Below are 24,230 nucleotides of genomic sequence, written 5' to 3'. Positions count from 1 at the left end.
GAAATTAAGTAATCAAACCGGCTCTGGACGCTTTCCGCGCGCAGATAGCTTTTGCATACCTGTCTTTAAAAGGCACCCATCTATTTAAAAGCGCGTGGAAGCGCCAGGTATTCACCTGAGGTACACACTGCTTATGACAACTTCTGCACACACCCGCCTTCCTGAATCCGGCGACGTCGAGGCCTGCGTCGACGCGGCCGTTACCCGCGCCCATTCCTGGCTGCGTGCCAGCGAAGGCGAACAGGATAAGGGAACCGAGCAGCTGGCCCAGCTGCTCCGCGACTCTGAAGGCGTCGCATTCACCATGGACTTCGTCGACCGAGTCATGCGCCCGGAAGACGATAAGGTCGCAGCCAACGCACTGAAGAAGATCACCCAGCGATTCGACCCAGCCTCCCTAGGCCTTATCAACGGCACCCTGGTTGGCATGGGTGGTTTCTTTGGCCCCATTTTGCCGAACCTGGTCATGCCGCTGGCACGCCTGCGCATGCGCCAGATGGTAGGCCACCTCGTTTTGGACGCTGAGTCCGAGTCCTTGGACAAGATGCTGGATAAGGCAGCCGAATCCGGTGAGCACCTCAACCTCAACCTGCTGGGCGAGGCAGTTCTGGGCGAGGACGAGGCCCGCTCCCGTGCAAAGCGCACGCTCGACCTGATCAAGAACCCAAAGGTCACCTACGTTTCCGTCAAGGCTTCTTCCATGGTGGCCCAGCTCAACCCATGGGACATCGATGGTTCCGTCGAGCGCCTGAAGGAGCGCTTGCGCCCACTGTATGAAGAGGCCGTCAAGCGCTCTCCTAACGTATTCATCAACCTGGATATGGAGGAGTACCACGACCTTCACCTGACCATCCGCCTGTTCAAGGAGCTGCTCTCCGAGCCGGAATTCAAGAACCTAGAAGCTGGCATCGTCTTGCAGGCTTACCTGCCAGATACCTTCGAGGCCCTGCAGGAAGTAGCGGAGTTTGCCAAGGAGCGCGTGGCAACCGGCGGCGCCAAGGTCAAGGTCCGCATCGTGAAGGGCGCGAACCTGTCCATGGAGCACGTCCAGGGTGAGGTCCATGGCTGGCCGGTTGCTACCTACACCGACAAGGCAGACGTGGATGCGAACTACTACCGCCTGCTGGATTACATCGTGCGCCCGGAGTTCGCCGACTCCGTGCGTATCGGCGTTGCTACCCACAACCTGTTCACCGCCGCTTTGGGCTACGAGCTCGGCAACGCCCGCGGCGTGCTGCACATGCTCGACTCCGAGATGCTGCAGGGCATGTCCCCGGCACAACAGGCTGCAGTCCGCGAGGTCTACGAGGGCCGCCAGATCCTCTACACCCCGGTCGTCCACGCGGAGGACTTCGACGTTGCCGTGTCTTACCTAGTCCGCCGCTTGGAGGAGAACTCCGCCAGCCAGAACTTCCTCTACGCGCTGTTCGCGCCGGATGAACCGGAGCGCGATTCCCGTGGCAACAAGCGTGCCGGCACCCCGATTGAGCAGCAGGAAGCTCACTTCCGCGCGGCAGTAGAAAACCGCTGGGAGACCTTCGCCGGCCCAGAGCGCACCCAGAACCGCATCGAAGAAGAGGCTGCGGGTGAAGGCCGCCAGGCCCCACGCGGTGGCCGCTTCACCAACGAGCCGGACACCGACCCAGCCCTGGAAGCCAACCGCGAGTGGGCGCATAAGCTGCTGAGCCAGGACCCAGGCCACCACGGCATCGACGAGGTCACCGATCCGGAGGCCGTGAACGCGGCAGTTGCCACCGCCTCTTCGCTTGCCGACGCGTGGGGCGCCAAGCCCGGCGCAGAGCGCGCTGCCGTCCTCGAGACCGTGGCAGACAAGCTGGCGGCTACCCGCTCCCGTCTCATCAACGTCGCAGCCTACGAGGCCAACAAGACCATCACGCAGACCGACCCAGAAATCTCTGAGGCCATCGACTTCGCCGTCTACTACGCACACTCTGCTCGCCTGCTCGATGAGGCACGCTCTAAGTTCACCCCGAACCGCGTCACCGTGGTCACCCCACCGTGGAACTTCCCTATCGCTATTCCGGTAGGCGGCATGCTCTCCGCCCTAGCTGCGGGTTCCGCCGTCATCATCAAGCCGGCGCCACAGGTTGTCCACTGTGCCAAGGTGGCAGTCGAGTGCGTACACGCCGCGTTGGAGGAGCACGGCCTCGACCGCGACCTCGTCCAGCTCGTGCTCACCGATGAGGGCGAAGCAGGCAAGGCTCTCATCTCCCACGCGGATGTCGATGCTGTCATCCTGACCGGCGCATCCGATACCGGCAAGCTCTTCCGCTCCTGGCGTCCAGAGATGAACCTCATGGCGGAGACCTCCGGCAAAAACGCGCTCATCATCACCCCGGCTGCGGACCCTGACCTGGCTATTGCGGATCTTTATCTCTCCGCATTCGGCCACTCTGGTCAGAAGTGCTCTGCTTCCTCCCTGGTCATCTTCGTCGGCGCCGCCGGCACTTCCGAGCGCCTGCGCGACCAGCTTCTCGACGCCGTGCGCACCCTCAAGGTAGGCCCAGGCTATGACATCACCACCACCATGAACGGCCTGGCCGAGGCACCAAGCGAGAAGCTACTGCGCGGCCTTACCCAGCTGGAGCCAGGCGAGAGCTGGCTGCTCAAGCCGGAAAAGCTCAACGAGGAAGGCACCCTGTGGTCCCCAGGCATCCGCGATGGTGTGAAGCCGGGCTCCTGGTTCCACCTCAACGAGTGCTTCGGCCCAGTGCTCGGCATCATGCACGCCGAAACCCTCGAGCAAGCCATCGAGTGGCAGAACTCCACCGGCTACGGTCTGACCGGCGGCATCCACTCCCTCGACGACGATGAGATCCAGTACTGGATCGACAACGTCGAGGTCGGCAACGCCTACGTCAACCGCGGCATCACCGGCGCCATTGTCCAGCGTCAGTCCTTCGGAGGCTGGAAGAAGTCCGTCATGGGCCCAGGCGCCAAGGCAGGCGGCCCGAACTACGTGCCGCAGATGGGCTCCTGGGCAGACGGCGAGCTGCGCCCACGCGAGGTCGACGTCCCAACGGCGGTGGCCAACGAGCTGCGTAACCTGGCAAGCCGCGCCGCGCTTTCCGACGCCGACGTCGAATGGCTCTGGCGCGCCGCCGAGCTCGACCAGCTGGCCTGGATGGAAGAATTCGGCCGCGACCATGACCGCACCGGCCTGATTTCGGAGGCGAACATCTTCCGCTACGTACCGCTGCTGGACAAGCTGCGCGTGCGCATCGGCGAAGGCTTCGCACTGCGCGACGTCATCCGCCAGGTGCTCGCCGCCGCAGTCACCGGAACCAAGGTGGAGTTCTCCGCTACCCCGGCCGTCGCAGAGCAGCTCGCGGTCCTGGGCATCGAGGTGCGCCAGCTTTCCGATGCCGCCTTCGCATCCGAGCTCTCCCGCGCCGAGTCTGCTCGTGTACGCACGCTGGGCGCCGTCGCGGACACCGCTCGCGAGGCAGCCGTGGAGTCCAACTCCGTCATTCTTGACCAGCCAGTTCTGGCCGACGGCCGTCGTGAGCTGCTGCCTTACCTGCTGGAACAGGCCGTATCGGTGACCATGCACCGCTTCGGCATCATCCGCTCCGTCGCCGGCATCGAGCGCTAACCCGGCGCCCAGCCGCTACCAGCAGCCAACCGTGGCTGCGTAGCAATCGCCCGTCTCCTGCACTTTTAGGAGACGGGCAGATGTATTCATATGGCAAGATAGGTCAGGTGAATTCCAAAGATACATCTGCCTCATCTGCCAAAGACTCCGTGGCAGTCCCACAGGGCGCTGAGAATGCCGAGCACCGGCTACCGCAGCCACTCGTCAGCAATGACGCCGAGGGCGTGGGCTCCGATGCGCCGAAGCCGATTCGCGAGGACCTGAAGACGGAGGTCCTAGCAAAAGATTTCCGCACGCTGGCAAAGGCCTCTGGTCGATTTATCCTCATCATCGCGGCTGCGGCCATTGCTGGTTACCTGCTGAAGTTCCTATGGACCGGCCTCCTGCCAGTCATCCTGGCCATCTTGGTCGCCACGGTCCTCTACCCTGTGACCGCATGGATGCGCACGAAGCTGCGCTTCCCCGGCGCGCTGGCCGCAGCCACGACTCTGCTGGGCTTCTTCGCCATCGTCACCGGCATCTTCGCCGCAATGGCGCCGACCGTGAAAAACCAGAGCCAGGACTTAATCCACCAGGCCCAAGGCGGCATCGATGAGCTCATCAAGCTCGGCGAGAAGCTCCCTGTCGATATTGATGAGACCAAGGTTCAGCAACTCATCGATGATGTCACCAACGCGGTTAAGGGCCAGGCCTCCCACATCGCCACCGGCGTCATGAGCGGCTTCTCCACGGTCAGCTCCATCGTGGTGACCATCGTCATCATGCTCTTCCTGACCTTCTTCTTTATTAAGGAAGGCGAGAAGTTCCTACCGTGGATGCGCAAGTACACCGGATTCCCGGCCGGTTGGCACTTGACTGAGCTGTGCAACCGCATTTGGAAGACGCTCTCGGGCTACATCCAGGCCCAGGCCACCGTCGCGCTTGTCGATGCCGTTCTCATCGGCCTCGGCCTCATGGTCCTGCAGGTACCGCTGGCATTCGTCATCGGTGTCGTGACTTTCTTCGCGAGCTTCATTCCGCTGGTCGGTGCGATTACCGCCGGTGCCCTCGCCGTTATCGTGGCCCTGGTTTCCCACGGCCTGACAACCGCACTGCTTGCCCTGCTCGTGGTCGTTGCAGTCCAGCAGATTGAGGGCAATGTCCTACAGCCGATCCTGCAGTCCAAGGCTATGGGCCTGCACGCTGCGGTCATCCTTCTGTCTGTCACGGTGGGCTCTGCGCTGGCTGGCATTATCGGCGCATTCCTCGCGGTGCCGGTGGCGGCGACCATTGGCGTCACCTTCCGTTACCAGGCGCTGGTTACCTCCATTCGCGCTGGCGAGGTTGACCCGAACGAGGCGGAGATTGTCACCGGCGCCCCGAAGCCGAAGCGCAAGGCCCGCCTGCAGAAGCAGAAGGAAGACGCCGAGGCCCACATCGATGCTTCCGGCAGCAGCCCAGAGCTCGACGCCGCCCGCTCCGTGGAGAAACTCGACCCGGATTCCCCACGCGCCAAGGTCCGCGAGCTTTACAACATGATTGCGCCGAAGGCTTCCGCTTAGTCCTCTTCGCGGACCCGCTCTCCAAATGGTGAGGTCACCCCACAACTCCTGCGGCTACAGTTACCTGCTGGGACGCATGTGGCGTGACCTCACCATTTGTTCCTCACCATTTGGGGCCGGACCATCTAAGGCCGGACCAAATTGCACCGGCCCCAATTCCGCCGAGCTAGGAGCGCGGTAGAAAGCCCAATTCCCGCACAGCATCAGCTAGCTCATGTGCAGCTCGGGGAAGCGCATCATCCCACGCGCCAACGGAGGACTCGTTGGCTGGGTCAGATACTTGCTTCAACAGGGTGACTGGTACGCCAAAGCGCTGACACACTGCGACAATGGCGTAGCCCTCCATGTCACAAAGTCCAGAGTCGACAGCCAAGCGGTCACGAGTAGCGGTGTCAGAAACAAACATGTCACCAGTGGCCAGACCCTGAACCGGGAACTTGCCACTCGTGGGAAGCTCAATAACCGCAGGCAGCAGGTAGCGGGAGATATCGCTTAACACTTTGAGTTGGAAGTCGTGTTTGACCACGCGGTCAACCTCATAGACCCCATCCAGACCATCGCGCAGCGCGCCCACCGTACCGATGTTGACCACCCGCTCCGGCAAAGTACCCTCCTCACGCGCGACGGTGAGGTACTCCGTGAGCGAAATTGCCGCAGGCAGAGTACCAATGCCCGTAACGAGTAAAGGCGTGCCTTCCGGAAGAGCGGCTGCTTCTTTTTCGACGGCAGCAACAAACAGAATGCGGGCGCTGTAATCAATCACATTAAAGAATTCTACCGTTGCACCAGTGAAGCCCTAGCCGCGCAGGCGCTTGCCCACGAAGCCCGCGGCCAGGGTGTTGCCATTGGCCTGGTCGATGAGCAAGAAGTTACCCACCGCGCCGCGCGCCGCGTAGTCCTCAACAGGCAGCTCAGCCTGCGTTTGCACGGTGATGTACGCGATATCGTTGAGGCTCGCCTTCTCCGGCGCCTCATCGTCAGCCACACCATCCAAGTCCAGGATGCGGTCTACCGATGCCACGCGGGCCTTGACCAGCGAGGTTCCATAGCGCAGCTTGAGCATCTGCCCCGGCGTGATGTCCTTTTCTGTGAGCACCACCGCAGTCGCAGCAAACTCACGGACATCGGCCGGGCGGGCGCTGCCCGCCAGCAGGTCACCACGAGTTAGGTCAATTTCATCGGCCAAACGCAGCACCACCGAATCACCGGCGGTCGCGCGCTCGTCGGGGCCAAGTTCGCCGTCGGTGGTGTCGATGTGAGTTACCTTCGTCGTCCGACCATGCGGCGCGGTCACCTCGTCACCGACCGCAACCGTGCCCGCCTTGATGCGTCCCGCGTAGCCGCGGTAGTCCGAGGCATGCTCGCGAATCACGTGCTGAATGGGGAAACGGAAATCCAGCTCCTCCGCGCGGCCACCGGCCACCGGGATGGTCTCAAGGGTTTCCAGCACCGTCGGGCCGGTGTACCACTGCATCGACGCGGATTTCTCCACGACGTTATCACCCTTCAGAGCGGAAATCGGGATGACCGTGGAATCTGTAATTCCCAGGCGACGTGCAATCTCACCAAACTCCGCCTCAATCGCGCGGAACGTAGCCTCATCATAATCCACCAGGTCAATCTTGTTGACTGCAAGAATCACGTGGCGCACGCCCAGCAGCGCAGCCACGTTCAGGTGGCGACGCGTCTGCTCGACGACGCCGTGTCGGGCGTCGATAAGCAGCACCACTGCCTGGGAGGTAGACATGCCGGTGACCGTGTTGCGTGTGTACTGCACATGGCCCGGGGTATCCGCCAAGATGAAGGTGCGCTTGTCCGTCGCAAAGTAGCGGTAGGCCACATCGATCGTGATGCCCTGCTCGCGCTCGGCACGCAGGCCGTCGACAAGCAAGCTCAAATCCATGCCGTCGAAACCGCGGTCCGCCGAGGAGCGTTCCATGGATTCTACCTGGTCCGCCAGCACAGACTTGGTGTCATAAAGAAGGCGGCCAACAAACGTGGACTTACCGTCGTCCACAGAACCCGCAGTGCACAGGCGCAGCGTCTCGCGGGTGGTGAGGCGTTCGACGAGTGAAGAATTAGTCATCAGAAGTAGCCTTCCTTCTTGCGGTCTTCCATGGCGGATTCAGAAAGTTTGTCATCCGCGCGGGTCGCGCCGCGCTCGGACAGGGTGGAAACGGAAATCTCCGCCAGGATTTCCTCCGGGGTCGAGGCCGTGGATTCAACGGCGCCAGTGCAGGACATATCGCCCACGGTGCGATAGCGCACGGTCTTCTTTTTAAGCTCCTCGCCCTCGCGCGGGCCGCCCCACTCGCCTGGGCACAGCCACATGCCATTGCGATTGAACAGCTCGCGTTCGTGGGAGTAATAGATGGAAGGAAGCTGCAGCTCGCGTGCGCCGATGTACTCCCAGATATCAGACTCGGTCCAGTTGGAGATTGGGAAAACGCGCACGTTCTCACCGGCCATCTTGCCGCCGTTGTAGAGATCCCACAGCTCTGGGCGCTGGCGGCGCGGATCCCAGCCGCCAAAGGAGTCGCGGATGGAGAAGATGCGTTCCTTCGCACGTGCCCGCTCCTCGTCGCGGCGGGCACCGCCCAGCACGGCGTCGTACTGGCGCTGCGCGATGGTTTCAACCAGCGGCACCGACTGCAGCGGATTGCGTGTACCATCAGGGCGTTCCTGCAGCTCGCCGCGGTCAATCCAATCTTGTACCTTAGCCACGTGCAGGCGCGCACCGGTCTCAGCAACCAAGCGGTCACGGAATTCGATGACCTCTGGGAAGTTATGCCCAGTATCCACGTGCAAAAGCTCGAAAGGCACCACCGCCGGCGCAAAGGCACGGCGCGCCAATTCGAAGACCACCACGGAATCCTTGCCGCCGGAGAAAAGCAGGCCGACCTTATCGAACTGGCCTGCTACCTCGCGCAGGATGTGGATGGACTCATTTTCCAAGTCCTTTAAGTGGGGCGAAAGTGTGTTTTTCTGTGTCATTCGTGCAACCCGCATTCTGTCTTGCCGTCTCCAAAAATCCTGCCGGAACGAGCGTCCTCGCCCTTACCCACCGGGAAGGTCAAAGGCGCACAGCCGATAGAGCGATAGCCTTTCAGCGTCAAGGGATGGATAATCAGATCATTGTCCGCAATATAGCGATCCGTATCTTCCAAATCCCAGGTAATCATCGGCGAAATCTTTAACCTTCCGTGCTGGTCCAGGCTCAGCGCTGGGGCCGTGGCGCGATGTTCAGAATCCGCGCGGCGCAGACCGGTCACCCAACCAACGTATGGGTCCATCGCCATGTTCAGCGGTTCCACTTTGCGCATACGGTTATATGCGCTGGTATCACGTGCATAGAGCCGCGGACCATAGATTTCGTCCTGCTCCTCCGGGCTCAGCAGCGGCTTCACGCGGACTAGAGGAAGATCCGCATAGCGCTCCTCAACCTCGTTGGCCACAGCCAACGTCTCCGGAAAGTGCCAGCCAGTGTCGATAAAGAGCAGGTCTGCGTCCAGCTGTGCGCGGTGCGCGAGCTCCGCCAGCACCGTGTTTTCCATCGACATCGTCACTGCCAGCCGGCCCGGCGCGTGCTCTGCAGCCCACGCCATGATGTTTTCGGCGGATTCTGCATAGAGCTTGTCCGCCCATTCATCGACAAGGCGCTCGTTTTTCGCGGCAATATCTTGGTTGAGCGGCGCGGTATCGCGCGTGCCTTCCGGGCTAATGCTGGGGTCGCGGTAGGGCTTGTCGCCGTCCAGCAGGTTTAACGATTGGGTCATGCCGACTCACTTTAGGCAAGGCGGCGCATTCGTGCAGGAGACATTGCGCGCTGAACACGCGAATAGTCCGATGAGCTTGGGGCAATGCAAGAATAAAAATTGCCAGAACTGAACAGGTCGGACTAGATTATTAGACAAAACGGTCTATAAACAATAGATCAAGGAGGTTTCCATGCAGCGTGTCGCAATCGTCGGCGATGGCCCGGCGGCGCTATCCACAGCTGAAAGGCTCATCGGCGCCGGCATGTGTGTGGACCTCGTCTGCGCCAGCCCACCGAGCAACCCGAAGACTGGGCCACCGTCACCCGCCGCGCGCAACTTGCGCCAGTCTGCTTTTAGCACTCAAACGTGATTCAGCCGATACCACCTGCACGCGGCTAGTCACATTCTTCACATTCGCATTAGACTCGACCGAGTTAATTTCAATTCTTAAGTAAAGGTCGGTCTAGTGGAGCTAGTTCGCATTCTGGTCTCTCGATCAAAACCCTATGGTGGCTTCGTGCTTGCAGTCATTGTGCTCCAAGCACTATCCACCGCCGCCACCTTGTATCTGCCCTCGCTCAACGCTGACATCATCGACAACGGCGTGGTCAAGGTGGACATCGACTATATCTGGCACACCGGCGGCATCATGCTCGCCGTAGCTTTCGCCCAAGTCATTACCGCCGTCGCCGCCGTGTGGTTTGGAGCCCGCACCGCCATGGGCGTCGGCCGCGACCTGCGCAGCGAGGTCTTTCGCCGCGTCGCTCGTTTCTCCGCCGAGGACATGGGCCACTACGGCACGCCCACCCTCATCACGCGCGGCACGAACGACGTCCAGCAGGTGCAGATGGTTTACCTGATGATGTTGGACTTCATGGTGGCCGCACCCATCATGTCCATCGGCGGCATCGTCATGGCGGTGCGCGAGGATGCCGGATTGTCCTGGTTGGTCTGGGTCGCCGTGGCGGTTCTCCTCGGCGTGATTTCCGCGCTCATCGCCAAGCTCATGCCGCTTTTCCGCAGCATGCAGGACAAACTCGATTCCCTAAACGGCACCCTCCGCGAACAAATCGTGGGCATTCGTGTCGTGCGCGCCTTCGTCCGCGAGGCCCACGAGACCGAGCGCTTCACCAAGGCCAACCACGATCTCACGCAACTTTCCTTGAAGATCGGCCAGATTTTCATCCTGATGTTCCCCATCATCACTGTCATCCTCAACGTCGCTACCGGCGCCGTGCTGTGGTTCGGCGGCCACCGCGTGGATGAGGGCCTTGTGGAAGTCGGCGCGCTGACCGCGTTCTTGCAATACCTGCTGCAAATCCTCGCCGCCGTCATGATGGGCACGTTCATGGCCATGATGCTGCCCCGCGCCATTATCTGCGCTAAGCGCATCACCGAGGTACTGGAGCACGAGCCTTCCATCGTCGAGCCTGCGAAGAACGTAACGCCGGAGCGCAACGACGGCGTCGTCGAGTTCCGCGACGTCACATTCACCTACGCCGGCGCCGACGCCCCGGTCCTCCACGACATCTCCTTCACCGCCCGCCCCGGCCAGACCACCGCCATCATCGGCTCCACTGGCTCCGGCAAGTCCACCCTGCTGCACCTGATTCCGCGTTTGTATCTGCCCACCGAGGGCCAAGTGCTTCTCGACGGCGCGGATGTCTCCCGCATGGACCGACAGGACATCGTCAAGCGCGTGTCCCTCGTGCCGCAAAAGCCCTACCTGTTTAGCGGAAGCGTGGCCTCTAACCTGCGCCTCGGCCGCCCTGAAGCCACCGACGAAGAGCTGTGGGAAGCGCTGCGCATCGCCCAAGCAAACTTCGTGGAGAGGGACGAAAAGGGCCTGGACATGCCCATTTCCCAAGGCGGAACCAATGTCTCCGGCGGCCAGCGTCAGCGCCTATCCATCGCGCGCATGCTCGTTGCGCGACCGAAGGTGCTGCTCTTTGACGACTCCTTCTCTGCCCTTGACGTGGTCACCGACGCGAACGTACGTCAGGCCCTGCACGAGAGCCCGCTGCTTGCCGACGCCACGATGGTGGTCGTCGCCCAGCGCGTGTCCTCCATCATGGACGCCGACCAAATCCTGGTCATGGAAGCCGGCCGCATCGTCGCCCGTGGCACCCACGCCGAGCTGGTCGAAAGCTCTGAAACTTATAAGGAAATCGTCGATTCTCAAGCCACACCAGTAGGAGGTGAGCAGTAATGGCAAGCACTGCACAAGATGCGCACGGCATGACCGAAGAAGAGCTCCACGAACTCGAAGCCAAGACCGCCGGGGACGATTGGTCCGGCAACGCCCCACGCAAGGCTAAGGCATTCTGGCCTTCCGCGAAGCGCTTGTTCGGGCTGCTCATGCCCTTCAAATCGCGGCTTATCATCATCGCATTGATGAACATCGTCTGCGTATTCCTCGCGGTCTACGCACCGAAGGTGATGGGCAAGGCAACCGACGTCATCTTCGCCGGCGTGCTTTCCAAACAGCTGCCGGCGGGCACCAGCAAGGAGCAGGTCATCGAGGGCCTGCGGGCGGAAGGAAAGGACACCTTCGCGGACATGGCTTCCGCCATGGACCTGCGCCCGGGCCTGGGCATCGACTTCACGCAGTTGGGCCGCATCATCACCATCGTCATCGCGATGTACTTGGTCTCCGCGCTCTTCCAGTGGTGGCAGGGTCATATTCTCAACTCATTGGTGATGCGCGCGGTCTATGACCTGCGCCAACGCATCCAGGCCAAGGTCAACGCGCTGCCGCTGAACTACTTCGACACCAACTCCCGCGGCGACCTGCTCTCGCGCACGACAAACGACGCCGACAATATCCAGACCGCGCTCCAGCAAGCGGTCTCGCAGGTCTTCTACGACCTGCTCATGGTGGTGGGAATTACCGTCATGATGTTCTCCGTGTCTTGGCAGCTCGCGCTGGTGGCTCTGCTTTCGCTGCCGCTGACCGGCATCGTCATTGGTGTCATCGGCTCGCGCTCGCAGAGGCAATTCGCCACCCAGTGGCGTGCCACCGGCCAACTCAACGGCCAGGTGGAAGAGGCCTTCTCCGGGCACGACCTCGCCTTGGTCTATGGCCGCATGGACGCCATGACCGAAGAATTCGATGAGCGCAATGAGGAGCTTTATAAATCTGCATCGCAAGCGCAGTTCCTCTCCGGCATGATGATGCCGGTCATGCAGTTCATCTCTTATCTGTCCTACGTGGTCATCGCCGTGATGGGCGCGCTGCGCGTGGCCCACGGCCAGCTCACCTTGGGTAGCGCGCAGGCCTTCATTCAGTACTCCCGCGAGTTCAACCAGCCGCTGGGCCAGCTGGGCGGCATGATGCAGCAGATCCAATCCGGTGTTGCTTCCGCCGAGCGCGTCTTCGAATTCCTCGACGCTGAGGAACAGCGCCCGGACACCGCGACCTCGCACTTCGAAGGCCGCGCGCGGGGCTTGGTGGAGTTCCGCAGCGTGGACTTCTCCTACTCGGAAGACAAGCCGCTCATCGAGGATCTCAACCTGCGCGTTGAGCCGGGCCAGACCGCCGCCATCGTCGGGCCTACCGGCGCGGGCAAGACCACGCTGGTCAACCTCATCATGCGCTTCTACGAGCTGAATTCCGGCACCATCACCATCGATGGCAATGACACCGCCGAAATGTCGCGCACCGAACTGCGCTCGCAGGTGGGCATGGTGCTCCAGGACGCCGTGCTCTTTGAGGGCACCATCAAGGAAAACATCCGCTACGGCCGCCTAGATGCCACCGACGAGGAGGTCATCGAAGCCGCAAAGGCCACCTACGTGGACCGCTTCGTGCGCGCTTTGCCCGATGGCTACGACACACTCATCGACCAAGACGCCGGCGCTATCTCTGCTGGCGAGCGCCAACTTATCACCATCGCACGCGCCTTCCTGGCCCAGCCGGCGTTGCTCATCCTCGACGAGGCCACCTCCTCTGTGGATACCCGCACCGAGATGCTCGTCCAGCACGCGATGAATGCGCTGCGCGCCGACCGCGCCTCCTTCGTCATCGCCCACCGTCTTTCCACCATCCGGGATGCGGACCTCATCCTCGTCATGGAGGAAGGCCGCATCGTCGAGCAAGGCACCCACGCCGAGCTGCTTGCCCGCGAAGGCGCCTACTGGCGGCTTAATCAGGCGCAGTTCGCCGAGGAAGACTAGCCTTTCGGCGAGAGCGTCGAAAAGCTGTGCCTCGCGTTTGCCGGCTGGGCTCGGTTCGAAACCGCGATGAATACCGACTCCCATCTTTGCGCGCCCACCGTTTAGGCTGTTTATATCTGCGCGCAACTTTATAAGGAGTCCGTGAAATGACAGCCGTCTTCGGTTGGCTAGCCATCCTCGTTTCGATCCCCGTGTGGGGCTACTTTGCGTACCGCGCATGGGGCATGTTCGCTTTCATTCGCTCCGGCGGGCCAACTCTGCTGCAGCGTTTCGACCACCTAGGCAAGCGCCTGTGGCGGGTCGTGGTGGAAGTATTCGGCCACACGCACTTCAAGGGCCGGCCCTTCGTCAACGCGGCACACTGGGCAGTCATGGTGGGGTTCCTCTTCGGCATCCTCGTCTGGTTTGAAGCCTATATCCAGACCTTCGCGCCGTCGCGAGGCTGGCCGCTGCTATCGCATTGGTCGGTCTATCACTTCATCGAAGAGGTCCTCGGTATCGCCACCGTTGTGGGCATTAGCTTCCTCATCGGCGTTCGCCTCAAGTATGGACACACCGAGCGCGGCTCCCGTTTCTACAACTCCCAGCCAGGCCCTGCCCGCATCGTCGAGGCCGTGGTCTTCCTGGAGGGGCTTGGAATGCTGCTGGTCAAGGCGTCGAAAATCGCGGCGTTTGGCCACGGCTCCCCGTGGGCGGATTTCCTTTCCAGCCACCTGGCCAAGCTGCTTCCCGCCTCACCGGCGCTGGTGTCCTTCTTCGCGCTGTTCAAGCTGCTTACCGGCCTGATTTTCATCTTCCTGATTTCGCGCCACTTCACCTGGGGCGTCATGTGGCACCGCTTCATGGCGTTTTTCAACATCTTCTTCCAACGCAACGTCAGCGGCGACAAGGCACTCGGCTCCCTTCCGACCCCGGACCTCGAAGAAGACATCGCCCCCGGCAGCTGGAAGATGCTGCTCGATACCACCTCGTGCACCGAGTGCGGCCGCTGCCAAGACCTTTGCCCGGCGTGGAACACCGAGAAGCCGCTGAGTCCGAAGAAGTTCGTGATGGACATGCGCGATGCCGCCGTCGAGAACTACAACCCGCACGAGGGCGTCAACGTGTTGGCAATGGCAAACGCTATTGACGACGACGTCCTCTGGTCCTGCACCAACTGCGGCGCCTGCGTGGACCAGTGCCCGACCGACATCGAGCACATCGACCACATCGCTGACCTGCGCCGCTTCAAGGTCTTGGCGGAATCCGACTTCCCCTCTGAGTTGACCGGACTGTTCAAGAACATTGAGACCAAGGGCAACCCGTGGGGCCGCAATAACTCTGAGCGCCGCGCCTGGATCGATGAGGCACGCGCCGACGGCATCGAGGTGCCTATCATCGGCGAGGACGCCACGGACTTTGCCGACATGGAGTACCTGTTCTGGGTCGGCTGCGCCGGTGCCTACGACGAACAGGGCCGCAAGACCACCCGCGCCGTGGTGGACCTGCTGCACACGGCGGGCGTGAAGTTCGGCGTGCTTTCTACTGGTGAGACCTGCACCGGCGATCCCGCGCGCCGTGCTGGCAACGAGTTCCTGTTCCAGATGATGGCGCAGCAAAACGTTGAGACCCTAAACAACGCTTTCGAAGGCGTTCCGGAAGGCCAGCGCAAGATCATCACCACCTGCCCGCACTGCTTCAACACGCTGCGTAACGAGTACCCAGACTTCGATGGGCACTTCGACGTCTTCCACCACACCCAGCTGCTCAACCGCCTAGTGCGTGAGGGCCTGCTCAAGCCGATCCCGCGTACCCCGGAAAACCGCAAGCCAATTACCTACCACGATCCGTGCTTCTTGGGCCGCCACAACAAGGTCTTCGATCCGCCGCGTGAGCTGCTGGAAGCCACTGGCGTTTCCCTCCGTGAGATGGACCGTAACCGCGACGAGGCCTTCTGCTGTGGCGCTGGCGGCGCGCGCATGTTCATGGAGGAAAAGCTAGGCACCCGCATCAACGAGTTCCGCGCGGAGCAGGCCAGCGCCACCGGCGCGGAGGAGATTGCCACGGGTTGTCCATTCTGCAACGTCATGTTCACCGGCGGCGTTAAAGCGCTTGCCGACGCCCCCGGTTCTGCAGCAGCGTCCGCTGCACCTGCCGTCACCGACGTTGCCCTCATGCTCCGCGCTTCCGTCGCCGACGCCGACGGCGCCCTCCCCGAGCCGCGGCCGAAGGCGTTCCTCGGCACGCCAATCCGCCGCAAGGCGCCTTCCCAGACGCCTGCGACTTCCGCGGAGCGCCCAGCATCTGCCGATTCCGCCCCAGCTGCGTCTGCTTCGGCCGCTTCCGCAACCCCAGCTGCCCCCTCTACACCTTCTCCGGCCGTGCCTGCAGCGCCAGCTGCGCCCGCAGACGCTGCCCCGGCTGCTCCTGCTGCACCTGCCGCTCCCTCGGCGCCCGCCGCACCAGCCGCACCAGCCGCTCCCTCGGCGCCAGCTCCAACTCCACCGGCCGCGCCAGCTGCACCACAACCACCTGCAGCTCCAGCACCGATGGCCTCGAGTGCTCCTACTCCCCCAGCGGCTGCTGCTCCGAAACCACCAGCTGCGCCGTCGGCGCCTAGTGCCCCGGCGCCCGCTGCACCTGCAGCACCGACTGCGCCAAAGCCACCTGCGGCAGCCACGCCTGAACCACCGGCCGCGCCAAAGCCGCCAACAGCGCCGCAGCCACCCGCAGCGCCCAAGCCACCCGCAGCGCCACAGCCACCAGCTGCGCCCAAGCCGCCAGCGTCAGAGTAAAGCTGGTTGGCCATTCACGAGGACAGTCTGGGATACCCAGGCTGCCCTTTCGTCGTTTTGGCCAAATGGTCCCGGTCATCCGGTCCGTTGCAAATGGTTGTTTATCGAGTAGCTAAAAGCCGAATCAACCGAAAATCAAGGCATTTGGCAGCAAGGGGAGCTTGATAAAAGGAGCCGAGTAAAGGGGCTATCAGCAGATAGACAGGACTAGGTGGAAAAGGCACATGCTTCGCCGAATAGGCACATGGAAGATTCGACGCGTACGCTGTTGACATGCTTAATGTCGCGACTAGAGCCGCCGACACATTGGTGCTCGCATCTGGGGAAGCTGACTACACCCCGTCCCTCGTCTCCTTCGCTTGGATCATGGCCGCCGCCCTCCTAGCGCCACTGGTTTCTTTCATGCTGAAAAACAAGATGCCCGCCGTGGCACTGCTTATCTTGTTCGGCATGATCCTGGGACCGTCTGTATTAGACCTCGCACACGAGGACCCTGGTATCGGCATGCTCAAAGAGCTGGGCGTCGGCGCTTTGTTCCTCCTCGCGGGATTCGAAATCGATCTTGCGACGCTGAAATCTAAACAAGCCGTCACCGGCTTTTCCACCTGGTTTATCTGCATGGTGGCATGTCTCGTGGGTGCTTATTTCCTGCTCGATGACATTCCGAGTGCCATCGTCATGGCCATCGCGCTTACCTCCACGGCCTTGGGCACCATCACCCCAATGCTCAAGCAGGACAAGCTCCTCGGCACCAAGGTGGGCAATTCCGTCGTCATCCACGGCGCCATCGGCGAGGTCGCACCGATTACCGCCATGGCTCTGCTGCTCGGTACCCGCTCCACCTTGACCACGATGCTAATTCTGCTGGCCTTCATCATCATCGCGGTCGTCGTTGCGGTCATGCCGCGCGCGCTCATCGTCGCAGTGCCGTGGCTCAAGACGGCGTTCCTTTCCGGCGCAGGTTCCACAAACCAAACCATCCTCCGCCTCATCATCCTGATCCTGGCCATCCTCATGGCCGTGACCTCGGTCTTCGAGCTCGACATCGTCCTCGGTGCCTTCGCCGCAGGCATCATCCTCAACCGGATCATTCCGGACGAGTTCCACAAGCGCCTCGAAACCCGCCTCGATGTGGTCTGCTATTCCATGCTGATCCCCGTCTTCTTTGTGGTCTCCGGCATGGCCATCGATTGGCACGTCATCGCCAATAGCCCTCTCAAGGTCATCGGCATCCCCGCGCTGATTCTGGTCACCCGCGGCCTGCCGGTATTCCTGCGTGAGAACATCCACCACACCGGCTCCGATATCGAAACCACCCGCGAGCGCCTGCAGGTCGCCCTTTACGCCGCCACGGGTCTTCCGATCATCGTCGCTGTCATGACCATCGCGGTCAGCTCCAAAATCGTCGATACCGAAACCGCCTCTATCTTTGTTGCCGGTGGCGCGCTGACTGTAGCGCTCTTCCCGCTCTTATCTAGCTTGGTCAAAGGCAAGCAAGAAAACGAACCCGCAGAGCCTAAACCTCAGCCGGAATCGAAGCAGAAGAAAGCTGATCACTAACAGCTGACCACAAAGGCAAATAGTTTTCCTATAGTAGAATTTGTGACTCACAGCTACGGTTCCTCGCCCTTCGATCCTTCCTCTTCAATGCGGCTTTCCGACGCAGAGAAGACCGACGCCATCAACGATCTCGCCCGCGCCGTCGGCGAGGGCAGGCTCAGCATGAAAGAATTCGAGGAGCGCTCCGACGACGTCATGCGCGCGAACACGCGCCGCGAACTCGTGCCGCTGTTTGCCGATATTCCAGCCGTATCTTCCACCGAAATCAAGGTCTATTCCCGTGGCGAGGTCAAGCGTGCCTATCAGTCCAGCAAAAAGCCGCGCCTGGCCACCGCGCTGATTGGCTCGATGGCCTTAACCTTCGCCGCCACCACCTGCTTCGTCGTTTCCGAAACCGCCGGCACGATTGCTCTCCTCAGCGGCGTGGGCGCACTGTTCCTCATCCCAGCGCTGTGGATTATGCTCTACGTCGCCAAAATCGGCCCAGAGTCCTGGCACCAGCCCTCCCCGCGCAAGATTGAGCGCCAGCACCGCCGCGAGTTTTTGCAACTAACGGCCCAAGAGCGCGCCCAGCAGAAGGCTTTGGAGCAAGCGCAGTGGGCGGAGAGGCGCCGCCAAGCAGGTGAGCTGACCAGCGAGGCCATGAATCTGGCCAAGCGCAAGCTTGAGCAATGGAACAAAAAGTAGTCTAGTTGAGACCTTAATAGCCTGTAAGTGGCAGAATATTTTCCATGACTACACCGAACAACCGCATTTTTGACCAATCCACCAAGCTTCAAGGCGTCGCGTATGACATCCGTGGTGAGGTCTCTGCGGAGGCGGAGCGCATGGAGCTAGACGGCCACAGCATCCTCAAGCTGAACACCGGCAATCCTGCCGTATTCGGTTTCGATGCCCCGGACGTCATCATGCGCGACATGATCGCAGCGCTGCCGACTTCCCAGGGCTATTCCACGTCGAAGGGAATCATTCCGGCACGCCGCGCGATTGTCACCCGCTACGAGCTGGAGGATTTCCCGCACTTCGACGTCAACGATGTCTACTTGGGCAATGGTGTTTCTGAGCTCATCACCATGACCACGCAGGCGCTGCTTAACGACGGCGACGAGGTACTCATCCCAGCTCCCGATTACCCTTTGTGGACTGCCGCCACCTCCCTAGCGGGCGGTACGCCGGTGCACTACCTGTGTGATGAGGAGGATGATTGGAATCCTTCGATCGAGGATATCCGTGTGAAGGTCACGGAAAAGACTAAGGCCATCGTGGTCATCAACCCGAATAACCCAACGGGCGCCGTCTACTCCCGTGAGGTTCTGCAGCGCATTGTAGACGTAGCGCGTGAGTACAACCTGCTAATTTTGGCGGATGAGATTTACGATCGCATTCTTTACGACGGCGCGAAGCACATCTCGATCGCGTCCCTCGCTCCGGATCTGCTGACGATTACCTTCAACGGCCTGTCCAAGGCTTATCGTGTGGCGGGCTACCGCGCTGGTTGGATGGTGCTGACCGGCCCGAAGAGCCACGCGCGTGGTTTCATCGAGGGGCTCGACCTACTGGCGGGCACCCGCCTGTGCCCAAACGTTCCGGCGCAGCACGCAATCCAGGTAGCCCTCGGCGGACGACAGTCCATCTACGGGCTCACGGGCGAGGGCGGTCGCCTGCTCAAGCAGCGCAACGTGGCCTACGAGAAGCTCAACGAGATCCCGGGCGTTTCCGTCACCAAGCCGATGGGTGCTTTGTACTGCTTCCCGCGCCTTGACCCGAATGTCTACGAGATTCACGACGATTCCAAGTTGATGCTGGATATCCTGCGCTCGGAGAAGATCCTGATGGTCCAGGGCACTGGTTTTAACTGGCCAAACCCGGACCACTTCCGCGTGGTTACCCTGCCGTGGGCTTCCCAGCTGGAAAACGCTATCGAGCGCCTCGGCAACTTCCTGGCCAGCTACCGCCAGTAGCTCAAGCCGCCTTTCTAAGTGAAAGGCCTCGTATTTGTTTGCAATTTTTGTGTGCAGTTGCCATTTGAACTGACAATCGTTCACAATAAGCTGCATGGGCAAACATACGACGGCTTCCAAGCCGGTGGTCTCCTTTCCTAGTGGAGGCCGCCTTTCTTTATCGACGAACCACAACCCGTGGCGTCTTGCGCTGCTCATCGGGCTTGCGCTGGCCGTCCTTGCGACCATCATCGGCACTATTATCCTGCGCCCTACCACTTCCTCGGTAGAGCACACGAGCGCAGAGTTCTCGCAGACCTACGCTCTGAACCATCCGCAGGCCGAGGGCACGGTCAAGACTGTCGACCACGCCATCTGCCAGTCGGATCAGACCGGCAAGGCCTTCGACAAAGCGCCCCTCATACCCGCTGAGCCGGGCGGCGATTGCACCCGCTCCCTCATCGATATCACCTCCGGGGACAACGCAGGCAAGATGACCCAGCTGGTGCACTTTGGTGTCGCAGGCGACCCAGACTTGCACGAAGGCGACAAGATCCTGCTCTCCGAGGCCACCGGCCCCAACGGGGACGTAGACTATGCCTTTGCTGATTATCAACGCAGCGGCAACCTCGTCCTCTGGGCCATCATCGCCGCTATCGTCATCATTGCTTTTGCGGCATGGCACGGCTTACGCTCGCTCATTGGCCTGGCAATTTCGCTGGCAATCGTATTCTTCTACTTGCTTCCCGCGCTCGTAGAGGGAAGCAGCCCGCTGGGCCTGGCATTGGTAACCAGCGCCGCCATCATCTTCATCGTTGTACCACTCGTGCACGGGTTCAACTGGAAGTCCGCCTCTGCTTTGGGCGGTGCACTCATCGCCCTGCTGCTGGCGGCTTTCCTGGCCAGCTCCACTATCAACTCAACGAGCCTGCAGGGGCTTAGCTCCGAAGACAACCTCAAGATCCTGCTCTACATGCCCGGAGTTTCCATCGTGGGTGTCCTGCTCTGCGGCTTCATCATCGGCGCGCTGGGCAGCCTCAACGATATCTCCATCGCGCAGGCCTCCACCGTCCGCGAGCTCAATGAGCTCAACCCCGAAGCAGGCCCTGCGGAGCTGTTCAAGTCCGCCATGAAGGTCGGCCGCGACCATATCGCTTCCATGGTCTACACCATCGTCCTCACATATACCGGCGCGTCAGTGCCGCTGCTCATGCTGATTACAGCAGCTCAGCGCCCGGCGGGCCAGATTCTTTCCAGCGACCTCGTAGCCACCGAGCTCCTGCGCTCCGCCGTGGGTGCAATGGCACTGACCCTAGCAGTGCCCATCACCACTCTCATCGCAGCGCTGACCATCCCGCAGCGTGAGGCGGGTCCCGAACCTGACGCTACTAATAGCGCCCTGTCCGTTCGCTAGAGGCTGCGGCCCAGCGCCTCGATGGTCCAGCCGGCCTGCTTCCACGCCTCAACGTCTAGGACGTTGCGGCCGTCGATGATGTGCTTGTTGGTGACCAGCTCCGCCACCTCGGCAGGGTCCAGTTGGCGGAATTCTTGCCATTCGGTGGCGAGAATAACCAGCTCGCTCTCGCGCAGAGCTTCCTCACAGTCAGCGGCGTAGTTCAACGTAGGAAATACCTTGCGGGCGTTATCCATGCCCTCTGGGTCATAGACGGTAACCGCAGCGCCAGCCAAGGACAAAGAGCCCGCCACGGACAACGCTGGCGAATCGCGAACGTCGTCAGAGTTCGGTTTGAAAGCGCATCCCAGAACTGTCACGCGGTGGCCTAACAGCGAACCTTGGAAGGCCTCTTTAGCCATGTCCACGGTGCGGTCACGGCGACGCATGTTGATGGCATCGACCTCACGCAGGAAGGTCAGCGCTTGGTCCGCGCCCAACTCGCCGGCACGTGCCATGAACGCACGAATATCCTTCGGCAGGCAGCCACCGCCGAAGCCCAGACCCGCGCCCAAGAACTTACGGCCGATGCGCTCGTCGTAACCGATAGCATCGGCAAGCTTTACGACGTCCGCGCCCGCAATCTCGCAGATTTCAGACACGGCGTTGATGAAGGAAATCTTGGTGGCCAGAAACGCATTCGCAGAGACCTTGACCAGCTCGGCAGTCTGCAGGTCAGTCACAATAAACGGCGTATCCTGCGCCAACGGCTTGGCATAGACTTCACGGGCTACAGCCTCGCCGCGGGACTGCCCGCCCCGCACGCCCAAAACGATGCGGTCTGGAGTGATGGTGTCCTTTACTGCATAGCCCTCGCGCAGAAACTCTGGGTTCCACGCGATTTCCACGTGGCTGCCCTCCTGGGCCAACTCATTCGCCATCTCCTGCAGCTCCGCCGCAGTTCCCACGGGAACGGTGGACTTACCAAAGATGACGTGCTCGCCTTTGAGGCGCGGTACGAGCTCCGTGATGACAGACTTCACGTAGGTGAGATCCGCGGCGTAGGAGCCGTGGGCCTGCGGGGTGCCAACGCCGAGGAAGTGCACGTTGGCGAACTCCGCGGCGTCGTCATAGCTGGTGGAAAAATCTAGGCGGCCGGCCTCGATGTTGCGCTCGAGTACCTCCGGCAGGCCGGGCTCGTAGAACGGCACGCGGCCGTTCTTGAGAGCTTCAATCTTGCTTTCATCAACATCTACACCGAGTACCTCGTGGCCGAGCTCCGCCATACAGGCGGCGTGAGTCGCACCTAGGTAGCCGGTACCAATCACAGTCATACGCATAACCGGGAATTTTAGGCGCGGTTGACCTGAAGCGCGCGGCGAGAACGAAAAGTTTAACGGAAGTTCAGATAGGACTTCGACGGCGTCGGTCCACGCTGGCCCTGGTACTTCGAGCCCAGCGCGCCGGAACCATACGGAGCCTCCGCCGGCGAAGACATCTTAAAGATAGCCAACTGGCCCACCTTCATCCCGGGCCACAGCGAAATGGGCAGGTTAGCGGTGTTGGACAGCTCGAGTGTGATATGTCCGGAGAAGCCCGGATCGATGAAGCCTGCCGTGGAGTGCGTCAGCAAGCCTAGGCGACCCAGGGAGGACTTGCCCTCCAAGCGGCCTGCCAGGTTGGCCGGCAAGGTGAACTTTTCCAGCGTGGCGCCCAGCACGAACTCGCCGGGGTGTAGGACGAAGGCATCACCCTCGGCCACCTCCACCTCACTGGTGAGGTCCGGCATCTCCTGCTTGGGGTCAATATGCGTATAGCGCGAGTTATTAAACACGCGGAAGAACTTGTCCAAGCGCACATCGATGGAGGAAGGCTGGACCATCTCGGCGTCGAAAGGGTCGATGCTCAAACGCTCGGGAGCATCAGCGGAAATGGCGGCACGGATATCACGATCAGAAAGAAGCACGGTTGATAGTCTACCTCCCCACTGGGCCTTTTATGGCCTTAGGCGGCGGCGGTGCTAAGCTTTACGACGATGCACAAGATGCATTGCGCCGACGTAGTTTAATGGTAGAACTGCAGCTTCCCAAGCTGCTGGCGCGGGTTCGATTCCCGTCGTCGGCTCCACTTATTTTCCCAGTTCATGGACTAATTTCATACTTACAGGATGGACCATGACAGCCCCTATCTTCACGCCCAAAACCACAGCGGATCTTCGCGCTGAGTGTGAGCATCTACTCCAAGAGCTTGCGCCCCGCACAATCGATGAACTCCGCGAACTGTGCGCGGTTGATCAAAACTTAGCCATCGATGAGGCCACTCTAAATCGGTATGAAGCCCTGTGCTTCGTTATCGGCGACTAGGCACAGTTTCGGATTCTCTCCGATCTAGTCTGAGGTTCTAACACTCACGTTATGTACCCCACGTCAACCCCTAGGACGCGCGGCAACAGACCCCCACACAGGCAGGACACAATGGGCAAGCACGAACCAGCGGAAATCAGCGACGCACCCAAGAAGAAGGGCGTCGTCAACCCCAACGCCATCATTGCGTTAATTCTGATCCTCGTCGGTCTCGGTGTCTTGCTCTACCCCGTCGTGGCCACGCAGTGGAACAACCACACCCAATCCCGCGCCGCGGAGGAATACGCCAAACTGGAGAAGCAAGCCCCGCCTGAGGTACTGCACACCGCGTGGGACGAGGCACAGGCCTACAATGCCCAGCTGGGCCACATCAGTGTGGAAGACGCTTGGACCACCACCGATGACGAAGACTCTCCCGAATACCAGCGCTACCGCCAATACCTGTCTGTATTGTCGGAGACCGATGCCATGGGCCGCATTGTTATCCCCTCCATCAATTCCGATCTGCCCATTTATCACGGCACCTCAGAAAAGGCACTTTCTCGCGGCGCTGGCCACCTCTATGGCACGGACTTACCTGTCGGCGGCGTAGGTGATGGTGAGGGCCGGCACGCAGCACTTTCCGCTCACACGGGCCTACAAAACGCCACGCTGTGGGACAACCTGACCAAGGTCAAGAAGGGTGATGCTTTCTATATCGCCGCCGGCGGCGAGAAGCTCAAGTACGAGGTGCACGATATTCGCGTCGTCGAGCCCGCAGACACCAGCTCGCTTCACCGTGAGCCTGGCCAGGACCTCGTTACGCTCATTACCTGCACTCCCTACGGCGTAAATACCCACCGCTTGCTCGTCACCGGCCACCGAGTGCCGATGGATCCGGAAGACGAGGCCGCATTCAACAGCTCGGGTGTTCACTGGCAGTGGTGGATGTGGGCCATCCTGGCTGCCGCTGCCATCATCGTGCTTCTGCTCATCTACTGGTGGCGCAAATATGTCAGCAACGCCAAGGACACCGCGCTTGACGACGACCCGCAAGACTCCTAACCGCCAATGAACATGCAATAAGGCCCGCCCTTCCCTGGAAGAGCGGGCCTTTTCTAAAAGTAGCC

Annotated in this window: 17 protein-coding genes and 1 tRNA gene; 12 read left to right on the top strand and 6 right to left on the bottom strand. The window is 61.1% G+C overall.

The genetic code is table 11. The annotated features are described in order from the left end of the window. Positions 1–133: 133 nt before the first annotated feature. The gene (locus tag WM42_RS08135; protein WP_062036957.1) at positions 134–3,616 is read left to right on the top strand and encodes a proline dehydrogenase family protein; all 3,483 of its coding nucleotides are present in this window, start codon (positions 134–136) and stop codon (positions 3,614–3,616) included. Between the two features lie 107 nt (positions 3,617–3,723). Then, positions 3,724–5,157, top strand: a complete 1,434-nt coding sequence (locus WM42_RS08130) for an AI-2E family transporter (RefSeq protein WP_235591239.1) — start codon at positions 3,724–3,726, stop codon at positions 5,155–5,157. Between the two features lie 166 nt (positions 5,158–5,323). Here WM42_RS08130 and WM42_RS08125 read toward each other — a convergent pair whose 3' ends face one another. The 4 genes from WM42_RS08125 to WM42_RS08110 are packed head-to-tail and all read right to left on the bottom strand — an operon-like array spanning position 5,324 to position 8,933. Next, the gene (locus WM42_RS08125; protein WP_062036950.1) at positions 5,324–5,920 is read right to left on the bottom strand and encodes a nucleosidase; all 597 of its coding nucleotides are present in this window, start codon (positions 5,918–5,920) and stop codon (positions 5,324–5,326) included. 33 nt (positions 5,921–5,953) lie between these two features. Then, positions 5,954–7,243, bottom strand: coding sequence for a sulfate adenylyltransferase subunit 1 (locus WM42_RS08120; RefSeq protein ID WP_062036946.1), 1,290 nt, complete (start codon positions 7,241–7,243; stop codon positions 5,954–5,956). Then, positions 7,243–8,151: a sulfate adenylyltransferase subunit CysD gene (gene cysD, locus WM42_RS08115; RefSeq protein WP_062036943.1), complete on the bottom strand. Its 909-nt coding sequence runs from the start codon at positions 8,149–8,151 to the stop codon at positions 7,243–7,245. The genes WM42_RS08120 and cysD overlap by 1 nt, the downstream gene beginning before the upstream one ends. Continuing rightward, complete coding sequence (locus WM42_RS08110) at positions 8,148–8,933, bottom strand: phosphoadenylyl-sulfate reductase (RefSeq protein ID WP_062036940.1); 786 nt, start codon at positions 8,931–8,933, stop codon at positions 8,148–8,150. The genes cysD and WM42_RS08110 overlap by 4 nt, the downstream gene beginning before the upstream one ends. Before the next feature lie 172 nt (positions 8,934–9,105). On the opposite strand from WM42_RS08110, the gene WM42_RS13405 reads away from it, so the two are divergent. From WM42_RS13405 to WM42_RS08070, 8 genes are all read left to right on the top strand, one after another. Continuing rightward, a complete protein-coding gene (locus WM42_RS13405) occupies positions 9,106–9,285 on the top strand; it encodes a hypothetical protein (protein WP_062036937.1) in 180 nt (59 codons plus the stop codon). A 96-nt stretch (positions 9,286–9,381) separates the two neighbouring features. Continuing rightward, positions 9,382–11,124 (top strand): ABC transporter ATP-binding protein, encoded by a 1,743-nt coding sequence (locus WM42_RS08100; RefSeq protein WP_062036934.1) that lies wholly within the window; start codon positions 9,382–9,384, stop codon positions 11,122–11,124. Continuing rightward, positions 11,124–13,091, top strand: a complete 1,968-nt coding sequence (locus WM42_RS08095) for an ABC transporter ATP-binding protein (protein ID WP_062036931.1) — start codon at positions 11,124–11,126, stop codon at positions 13,089–13,091. The genes WM42_RS08100 and WM42_RS08095 overlap by 1 nt, the downstream gene beginning before the upstream one ends. A 146-nt stretch (positions 13,092–13,237) precedes the next feature. After that, a complete protein-coding gene (locus WM42_RS08090; protein ID WP_062036928.1) occupies positions 13,238–15,865 on the top strand; it encodes a (Fe-S)-binding protein in 2,628 nt (875 codons plus the stop codon). Between the two features lie 273 nt (positions 15,866–16,138). Next, a complete protein-coding gene (locus WM42_RS08085) occupies positions 16,139–17,425 on the top strand; it encodes a cation:proton antiporter (RefSeq protein WP_062036925.1) in 1,287 nt (428 codons plus the stop codon). 42 nt (positions 17,426–17,467) lie between these two features. Continuing rightward, positions 17,468–18,112, top strand: coding sequence for a DUF1707 SHOCT-like domain-containing protein (locus tag WM42_RS08080; RefSeq protein WP_235591238.1), 645 nt, complete (start codon positions 17,468–17,470; stop codon positions 18,110–18,112). 44 nt (positions 18,113–18,156) lie between these two features. After that, entirely contained in the window at positions 18,157–19,386 is a 1,230-nt protein-coding gene (locus WM42_RS08075; protein WP_062036921.1) for a pyridoxal phosphate-dependent aminotransferase, read from the top strand. A gap of 94 nt (positions 19,387–19,480) precedes the next feature. Next, positions 19,481–20,779, top strand: coding sequence for a YibE/F family protein (locus WM42_RS08070; RefSeq protein WP_082787657.1), 1,299 nt, complete (start codon positions 19,481–19,483; stop codon positions 20,777–20,779). Here the strand turns inward: WM42_RS08070 and WM42_RS08065 are convergent. Next, entirely contained in the window at positions 20,776–22,098 is a 1,323-nt protein-coding gene (locus WM42_RS08065) for a UDP-glucose dehydrogenase family protein (protein WP_062036918.1), read from the bottom strand. The two genes, WM42_RS08070 and WM42_RS08065, sit on opposite strands and share 4 nt — an antisense overlap. Positions 22,099–22,151: 53 nt before the next feature. After that, entirely contained in the window at positions 22,152–22,724 is a 573-nt protein-coding gene (dcd, locus tag WM42_RS08060) for a dCTP deaminase (protein ID WP_062036915.1), read from the bottom strand. Between the two features lie 87 nt (positions 22,725–22,811). Between dcd and WM42_RS08055 the strand changes: the two genes are divergently transcribed. Together WM42_RS08055 and WM42_RS08045 are read left to right on the top strand one after the other, a co-directional pair. Then, positions 22,812–22,885 (top strand) — tRNA-Gly (locus WM42_RS08055). Positions 22,886–23,232: 347 nt separating this feature from the next. Further along, entirely contained in the window at positions 23,233–24,165 is a 933-nt protein-coding gene (locus WM42_RS08045; protein ID WP_062036912.1) for a class C sortase, read from the top strand. Positions 24,166–24,230 lie beyond the last annotated feature (65 nt).

Source organism: Corynebacterium simulans, from assembly GCF_001586215.1.
GTDB lineage: Bacteria > Actinomycetota > Actinomycetes > Mycobacteriales > Mycobacteriaceae > Corynebacterium > Corynebacterium simulans.
The sequence above is the reverse complement of the archived record's forward strand: the minus strand, read 5'-3'. Positions and strand labels throughout refer to the sequence as shown.

Bases quoted from the DNA above. Each gene is read 5' to 3' on its own strand.
- WM42_RS08135 (WP_062036957.1), top strand. From the start codon at position 134: ATGACAACTTCTGCACACACCCGCCTTCCTGAATCCGGCGACGTCGAG.
- WM42_RS08120 (WP_062036946.1), bottom strand. From the start codon at position 7,243: ATGACTAATTCTTCACTCGTCGAACGCCTCACCACCCGCGAGACGCTG.
- cysD (WP_062036943.1), bottom strand. From the start codon at position 8,151: ATGACACAGAAAAACACACTTTCGCCCCACTTAAAGGACTTGGAAAAT.
- WM42_RS08110 (WP_062036940.1), bottom strand. From the start codon at position 8,933: ATGACCCAATCGTTAAACCTGCTGGACGGCGACAAGCCCTACCGCGAC.
- WM42_RS13405 (WP_062036937.1), top strand. From the start codon at position 9,106: ATGCAGCGTGTCGCAATCGTCGGCGATGGCCCGGCGGCGCTATCCACA.
- WM42_RS08095 (WP_062036931.1), top strand. From the start codon at position 11,124: ATGGCAAGCACTGCACAAGATGCGCACGGCATGACCGAAGAAGAGCTC.
- WM42_RS08090 (WP_062036928.1), top strand. From the start codon at position 13,238: ATGACAGCCGTCTTCGGTTGGCTAGCCATCCTCGTTTCGATCCCCGTG.
- WM42_RS08085 (WP_062036925.1), top strand. From the start codon at position 16,139: ATGCTTAATGTCGCGACTAGAGCCGCCGACACATTGGTGCTCGCATCT.
- WM42_RS08075 (WP_062036921.1), top strand. From the start codon at position 18,157: ATGACTACACCGAACAACCGCATTTTTGACCAATCCACCAAGCTTCAA.
- WM42_RS08070 (WP_082787657.1), top strand. From the start codon at position 19,481: ATGGGCAAACATACGACGGCTTCCAAGCCGGTGGTCTCCTTTCCTAGT.
- WM42_RS08065 (WP_062036918.1), bottom strand. From the start codon at position 22,098: ATGCGTATGACTGTGATTGGTACCGGCTACCTAGGTGCGACTCACGCC.
- WM42_RS08045 (WP_062036912.1), top strand. From the start codon at position 23,233: ATGGGCAAGCACGAACCAGCGGAAATCAGCGACGCACCCAAGAAGAAG.